The organism is Pseudoalteromonas sp. T1lg122, assembly GCF_002964825.1.
In the GTDB taxonomy this organism is placed as follows: domain Bacteria; phylum Pseudomonadota; class Gammaproteobacteria; order Enterobacterales; family Alteromonadaceae; genus Pseudoalteromonas; species Pseudoalteromonas gelatinilytica.
This window is the reverse complement of sequence record NZ_PQCG01000032.1, coordinates 24,459-31,635: the sequence shown is the minus strand read 5'-3', so window position 1 is coordinate 31,635 and position 7,177 is coordinate 24,459. Positions and strand designations below refer to the sequence as shown.

Sequence of the window (7,177 nt, the reverse complement as noted above, 5' to 3'; positions counted from 1 at the left end):
CATGGTGCGGAAGGAGAGACTTGAACTCTCACAACCGAAGTTACTGGAACCTAAATCCAGCGCGTCTACCAATTCCGCCACTCCCGCATCGTTTGTACTAAAAGTACTGGTAGTTATTTTAAACTCTTCATTGAGCTACAAAAAAGAATGGTGGCTAAGACGGGATTTGAACCTGTGACCCCATCATTATGAGTGATGTGCTCTAACCAACTGAGCTACTTAGCCATCTTTTTTGTTATCACTTCATCGCTGAGTGCGGGGCGTATTATGCTGATATGACCCAAATCCGTCAACACCTTTTTTGCAAAAAAATGCTTATCAGTGTTTGTTTGCATTAAAATTAAGCTAAGTGGCTAAATTTCATTTAAATTGCTGTTTTTTTGACTGCAATTTTTGAGTTTAATTCCCAAATGCATAATAAGAGTTTTAAAACTCAGATTTTAAGTTGCTTGATTTTCATACAAAAATCAAGTTTCAAAATTAGTAAGTGTGTTTTTTTAACGTGTTTAACTGCAAAAAATGAAAAGCGAATGATTTTATACAGGCAAATTTGCGATTAATCGGCCTAGTTTTTACTTTTTAAATACCCACAATTTGCTAATCACGCAGTCAGCAGTTTGCAAAATGGGTTGTGAGCTTTGAAAACTATCCTCTATTAACTGTCGTGTTCACTCATTATTCTTTAGGGTGTTTAAAAATACGATTTACGGTTTTGCATAATTTCACGCTGCATCATGAAAGAGGGCGTTTAGAGGCAAGGTGGCATCGCCCATCATGTTTTAGGGAGATTTAGGGAATATTTAGGCAATAAAAAAGGCCCGTAAAAACGAGCCTTTTAAAATCGAATAAGCGAATGGCTTATACGTTAAATAAGAAGTTCATCACATCGCCGTCTTTAACGATGTACTCTTTACCTTCTTGACGCATTTTACCCGCTTCTTTTGCACCACTTTCACCTTTAAACGCGACATAGTCGTCAAAAGCAATTGTTTGTGCACGGATAAAGCCGCGCTCAAAGTCAGTGTGGATTTTACCAGCGGCTTGTGGCGCAGTCGCACCTACTGGGATTGTCCATGCACGTACTTCTTTAACGCCAGCAGTGAAGTAAGTTTGTAATTTAAGTAACTCGTAACCACCACGGATCACTAAGTTAAGACCTGGCTCTTCTAAGCCTAAGTCAGCCATAAATTCTAATTTATCTTCTTCTTCAAGCTCAGACAGCTCAGATTCAATCGCAGCACATACTGGAATAACAACGGCATCTTCAGCAGCGGCAATTTCACGTACTTTATCTAGGTAAGGGTTATTCTCAAACCCATCCTCTGCCACGTTAGCAATGTACATTGTTGGTTTAATCGTTAAGAAGTTAAGAGACTTAATTGCCGCTTTTTCTTCTTTTGTAAGTGCTAATGAACGTAACGTTAAACCTTCATCTAGGTGCGCTTTTACTTTTTCTAACACTGCATTTTGTTCTTTAGCGTCTTTATCGCCGCCTTTCGCTTTTTTAGCGTTACGCACGAGTGCTTTATCAGCACTGTCCATATCAGCAAGAACTAATTCGGTGTTAATTACATCGATATCATCAGCAGGGTCAATTGTGCCAGCAACGTGAACAATGTTTTCGTCTTCAAAACAACGAACCACGTGACCAATTGCATCTGTTTCACGAATATTTGCTAGGAACTGGTTACCTAAACCTTCACCTTTAGATGCGCCTTTTACTAGACCGGCAATATCAACGAATTCCATTGTCGTTGGTAAAATACGCTGAGGATTTACAATAGCGGCTAAGTCATTTAGGCGCGCATCAGGAACCGGTACCACACCTGTATTTGGTTCAATGGTACAGAAAGGGAAGTTAGCGGCTTCAATACCCGCTTGAGTTAGTGCATTAAATAGTGTTGATTTACCAACGTTTGGCAAGCCAACGATGCCACATTTAAAACCCATAGTAAGATACCTTGTGTAATTTCATTAAAACGGATTAAGGTTTAAATGAATGTAGTCTGTTTTGTGCTTTTAACACACCATCTTTTGCAAGTATTTCCATACAACGAACTGCTTCGTCAACGGCAGCGTCCATTTTTTCTTGATCGTCTTTCGCAGCTTTACCAAGTACCCAACCGGTTACCATTTCTCGGTGACCTGGATGACCAATGCCAATGCGAAGGCGCATGAAATCTTTTTGGTTTGCCATTTTCGCAATAATATCTTTTAAACCATTGTGACCGCCGTGGCCGCCACCTTTTTTAAGTTTTGCAATCCCAGGTTCAAGATCCATTTCGTCATGAGCAACGAGAATGTTTTCTACAGGGATTTTAAAGAAATTTGCGAGACTACTCACCGCCTTACCACTTAAATTCATATAAGTTGTAGGGATCAGTAATTTAAATTCTTGGCCTTGAATAATCACTTTGCCGGTGAGGCCGTGATATTTAGGATCATGTTTGAGTGTGCAGTTATAGCGTGCAGCCAGTTCTTCGATGAACCAAGCACCTGCATTATGGCGTGTGTTTGCGTATTCGGGGCCTGGATTAGCCAGGCCCACAAGCATTTGAATAGAATTCAAGGTGTTTACACCTTAAAAATTATTCTGCAGCGTCTTCTGAAGATTCTTCAGCAGGAGCAGCTTTGTTAGCTTTAACAGTAACAATAGACTGATCGTGATCAGCGCCTTTAGCTAGCTCAACAGATGAAACACCTGAAGGAAGTTTAAGGTCAGAAAGGTGGATTGAATCACCAGCTACTAAACCTGCAACGTTAACTTCAACGAACTCAGGAAGTGCTTTAGGAAGACACGTGATTTCGATTTCAGTTAATTGGTGAACAACAGTGTTACCTGCTTTAGTTACTTTCTCTTCACCGATGAAGTGTACTGGCACTTTAGTGTGAAGTTTGTGAGAAGCATCTACACGTTGGAAGTCTAAGTGAGTGATCTTAGGCTTGAACGGGTGACGTTGAATATCTTTAAGGATAGCTTCAACTGACTCGCCACCGATGTTTAAAGTAAGGATGTGCGTGTAGAAACCTTCGTCTTCTTGCGCTTTGATCATATCTTTGTGTGCAAGAACGATTGATGCAGCTTCTTTGTCAGCACCGTAAAGGATTGCAGGAACTTTATCTTCACGGCGTAGGCGGCGGCTCGCACCAGTACCTGTTTCTGTACGTAATTCTGCATTGTATGTGTAAGTTGACATAATGTCTCCAATAATTAATAGTCTTAGGGCCTTTGCGACCAAGGTCCCTAGCCAAAAGGCGCGCTATCATACCACCCCTTTCGGGGAAAATAAATAACGACTACAAAAAAAGCACCTAGGTGGTGCTTTTTCAGTATCACAGTGATGTTGATTAGTGTTCAAACATCGCTGAAATAGATTCTTCGTTGCTGATACGACGGATTGTTTCAGCAAGCATATCTGCAAGCGTAAGCACTTTGATTTTATCAATTGCTTTAAGCTCATCAGACAGTGTAATTGAGTCAGTCACGATAACTTCGTCAATCACTGAATTACGGATGTTCTCAGCTGCATTGCCTGAAAGTACTGGGTGAGTAGCGTAAGCAAATACGCGTTTTGCACCATGCTCTTTAAGCGCCGCTGCTGCTTTACATAAAGTACCACCGGTATCGATCATGTCATCAACGATGATACAGTCACGACCTTCAACGTCACCAATAATGTGCATTACTTGTGAAACGTTTGCTTGTGGACGACGCTTGTCGATAATTGCTAGGTCAGTGTCGTTTAATAGCTTAGCGATTGCACGAGCACGAACAACACCACCGATATCAGGAGAAACAACAACTACGTCTTCGAAGTCGCGCTCTTTCATATCTTCTAGTAGTACTGGGCTACCGAATACGTTATCAACTGGTACGTCGAAGAAACCTTGGATTTGTTCTGCGTGTAAATCAACCGTAAGAACGCGGTCAACACCAACACTTGAAAGGAAATCTGCAACTACTTTAGCTGTGATTGGTACACGCGCAGAACGCACGCGGCGGTCTTGACGTGAGTAACCAAAATAAGGGATAACTGCGGTAATACGTCCAGCAGATGCACGACGTAGGGCATCAACCATAACGATAAGCTCCATTAAGTTATCGTTAGTAGGGTTACAGGTTGATTGAATGATGAAAACGTCAGAGCCACGAACATTTTCATTAATTTGAACACTGATCTCACCGTCACTAAAACGGCCAACAACAGCATCGCCTAATTCAATATACAAACGTTTTGCAACTTTTTGAGCTAGCTCAGGTGTTGCGTTACCAGCGAAGAGCTTCATGTCAGGCACGGTAGGGTTCCTCAGGCACTGAATTTTGGGACTAACAGGCTATGGTAGGCACCAAAGCAGGTTAACATTTACTTGTACGTTACTTCATTTCAAAGTGAGCATTTAATGCTGTATGAGCAGGTGAAAGTGTAGCACTACTTGCAACAAAACCTGTCCATTTTTCTGGTAACTGAGCTAAAACTTGTTGTGCTTGTGCCTCGGTTGAAAACTCAGCAAAGCAGCAAGCGCCTGTACCAGTCATCTTTGACGGGGCGTATTTTAGCAACCACTGCAGGGCTTTTTCAACCTCGGGGCAGAGCTTTTTAACCAAAGCCTCACAATCATTGCCTAAATTTTCTGTTTGCCAGTCTGCTTTTAGCTTAGGTGTATCGCGTTTTAGATCAGGGTGGGTGAAAATTTTCGCGGTGCTAACATGCTCCCCAGGATGAATGACACAAAACCAGCTTGGTGGTAACTCAACATTTTCGAGTTGCTCACCAATACCGTGGGCTATGGCAGTGTGGCCATTAATAAATACCGGCACATCAGCGCCTAATTTCACCCCAAGTTCTGCTAATTCTGTCAGCGTTAAATCACAGCCCCATAGCTTATTTAGGGCAAGGAGGGTTGTCGCTGCATCGGATGAGCCACCGCCAACACCACCGCCCATCGGCAAGCGCTTTAATAATTCGATACGCACGCCGTGTTTACAATCACCGTACTGTTGTAATAAACGAGCGGCTTTATATATAAGGTTATCTTCAAGCTCAATGCCGTTTGTATCACCTGTTACTTTAATTTCTGAGTCGTTAGTGACAGTAAATGTAAGCTCGTCACCATACTCTAAAAAAGTGAACAGGGTTTCAAGTTCATGATAGCCATCTTCACGGCGACCATTTATATGAAGAAATAAATTTAGTTTTGCTGGTGCTATTAACGTTAGCGGAGCGGTTGATACGTGCGTCATGATTAATTTAACTGCCAATCATTAAGTTGAATTTTAATACGGATTTTTTGGTTTTTGAGGCTGAGCTTAACAGGAAGCCAATAGCCATCTTGCTTAATGTAATCTGAGTAGGTGATTTGCCACTTTTGACCATTGTGAGCTTGCCAAATAAGACTTTTTAATCGGCCTTGCTCATCATAGCTGGCTTGGTCGTTTTCGACGGTGCCTTTTAGCCATTTTGCGGCATTATCTAGAGGAATTGAAAAACCGGTTAACCGATATAACAACATTGAGGCATCGCGATCGGTATACACATCGCCGTCATATTCAAGCTCGGCACCGTCGGCATTTTGTTTTAAAGATAAAATACGGGTGCCAATAAAGCTGGTAAGCACCATGTCACTTTGTTGTTCATCATGCTGCCAGTTTAGGTTGGCCGATTGACGTTGTTCGGTACTAATAAACGCCATTTTTCCTTGTACTTGCCACTGTGCGTGTTGTTCTAATCGGCTTTTCCAGTCAGGATAAATGTAATCAACGGTTGAAATTTTTTGCGCACAACCACCAATAAATAAAAAAAACATGAATAAAATCAAATATTGTTTAATCAAATGTCGTTCCTTACTTTCCATATTCCGCTGATTTTTGGTAAAATTAATGCCTTTACAGCTGGGCTTAGCAATATTTGGTACATATGACCATCGTAGCACTTGGTATAAATCACAAAACCGCATCCGTAGAATTACGCGAAAAAGTCGCGTTTTCGCCTGAGCAAATGTCTGAGGCGTTACAGCAATTAAGCGGTCACGCGCATTTTAATGAAGCGGTTATTGTTTCGACCTGCAACCGAACTGAAATCTATTGTAGCCTTGCCGAGCGTAATTCCCAAACCCTGTTGCACTGGTTAGCCAGTTTCCATGGTTTGGATGAACAAGAACTGAGCAGTAACATCTATTACCATGAAGGTAATGAAGCCATTAACCATTTAATGCGGGTGTCATGTGGGCTTGATTCGTTAGTACTCGGTGAGCCGCAAATTTTGGGGCAAATAAAACAAGCCTACCATAATGCCAAAACTCACGATGCCATTGGTGTAACCTTTGATCGCTTGTTCCAAAAAACTTTTTCAGTGGCAAAACAAGTGCGTACCGAAACCGACATTGGAGCCAGCGCTGTATCGGTTGCTTATGCTGCGGTTAATCTTGCTAAGCACATTTATGGCAAGTTGGATAAAACCAATGTTCTGCTGATTGGTGCGGGTGAGACCATAGAGTTGGTTGCTAAGCATTTATACCAAAACGATCCACAAAAAATAACGGTGGCAAACCGCACCATTGAACGCGCTAAAATCCTAGCAAGCGACGTTAATGCGGATGTTATTGCACTTGCCCAGCTACCTGAGCGTTTACACGACGCTGATATTGTTATTAGTTCAACCGCTAGTACTTTGCCAATCATTGGTAAAGGGGTGGTAGAACAAGCGCTGAAAAAGCGCCGCCACAAACCAATGTTATTTATTGATATTGCGGTACCGCGTGATATCGAAAGCCAAGTAGGCGAACTAGATGCCGCCTATTTGTATTCAGTTGATGACTTACAAGCCATAGTAAGCGAGAATATCGCCGCCCGTGAGCAGGCTGCTGAGCAAGCGCAAGCTATTATTCGCTCACGTACCGATGAATTTGCTATGTGGTTGCGTTCACTCGATTCGGTGGATTTAATTCGCCATTATCGCAACGATGTACAAGATATTAAGTCAGAACTTGTCGAAAAAGCCCTTGGCCAGCTACAAGCAGGTAAAGAGGCAGAGAAAGTTATACTCGAGTTGGCAAATAAACTGACCAACCGCTTGATGCACGCACCTACCCGTGCCATTCAAGATGCTGCTAAAAAAGGTGAAGCAGCCGAGTTAAGCCAATTAAAGAAAATGTTAGGTATTGATCAGGAATAGTCGTT

The 7,177-nt window shown here is 42.1% G+C and carries 7 protein-coding genes and 2 tRNA genes; 1 reads left to right on the top strand and 8 read right to left on the bottom strand.

The window, feature by feature from the left end:
• Positions 1–2: 2 nt before the first annotated feature.
• The 8 genes from C2M33_RS12730 to lolB all read right to left on the bottom strand — a co-directional run bounded on the left by C2M33_RS12730 (position 3) and on the right by lolB (position 5,832).
• Positions 3–87: transfer RNA gene (locus C2M33_RS12730), tRNA-Leu, on the bottom strand.
• Between the two features lie 61 nt (positions 88–148).
• Positions 149–225: transfer RNA gene (locus C2M33_RS12725), tRNA-Met, on the bottom strand.
• Between the two features lie 633 nt (positions 226–858).
• Positions 859–1,950, bottom strand: coding sequence for a redox-regulated ATPase YchF (ychF, locus tag C2M33_RS12720; RefSeq protein WP_063706100.1), 1,092 nt, complete (start codon positions 1,948–1,950; stop codon positions 859–861).
• Between the two features lie 34 nt (positions 1,951–1,984).
• The gene (gene pth / locus C2M33_RS12715) at positions 1,985–2,569 is read right to left on the bottom strand and encodes an aminoacyl-tRNA hydrolase (protein WP_105174586.1); all 585 of its coding nucleotides are present in this window, start codon (positions 2,567–2,569) and stop codon (positions 1,985–1,987) included.
• 19 nt (positions 2,570–2,588) lie between these two features.
• Entirely contained in the window at positions 2,589–3,197 is a 609-nt protein-coding gene (locus tag C2M33_RS12710; RefSeq protein WP_063706096.1) for a 50S ribosomal protein L25/general stress protein Ctc, read from the bottom strand.
• A gap of 151 nt (positions 3,198–3,348) precedes the next feature.
• Positions 3,349–4,296 carry a ribose-phosphate pyrophosphokinase gene (locus C2M33_RS12705; protein WP_063706094.1) on the bottom strand — a complete coding sequence of 316 codons (948 nt, stop codon included), beginning with the start codon at positions 4,294–4,296 and terminating at the stop codon, positions 3,349–3,351.
• 79 nt (positions 4,297–4,375) lie between these two features.
• Positions 4,376–5,242: a 4-(cytidine 5'-diphospho)-2-C-methyl-D-erythritol kinase gene (gene ispE, locus C2M33_RS12700; protein WP_063706092.1), complete on the bottom strand. Its 867-nt coding sequence runs from the start codon at positions 5,240–5,242 to the stop codon at positions 4,376–4,378.
• 2 nt (positions 5,243–5,244) lie between these two features.
• Positions 5,245–5,832 carry a lipoprotein insertase outer membrane protein LolB gene (gene lolB, locus C2M33_RS12695; protein WP_105174585.1) on the bottom strand — a complete coding sequence of 196 codons (588 nt, stop codon included), beginning with the start codon at positions 5,830–5,832 and terminating at the stop codon, positions 5,245–5,247.
• A gap of 83 nt (positions 5,833–5,915) precedes the next feature.
• Here lolB and hemA point away from each other — a divergent pair, with 83 nt between their 5' ends.
• Positions 5,916–7,172 carry a glutamyl-tRNA reductase gene (gene hemA / locus C2M33_RS12690; RefSeq protein ID WP_199776368.1) on the top strand — a complete coding sequence of 419 codons (1,257 nt, stop codon included), beginning with the start codon at positions 5,916–5,918 and terminating at the stop codon, positions 7,170–7,172.
• The last annotated feature ends 5 nt before the right edge of the window (positions 7,173–7,177 follow it).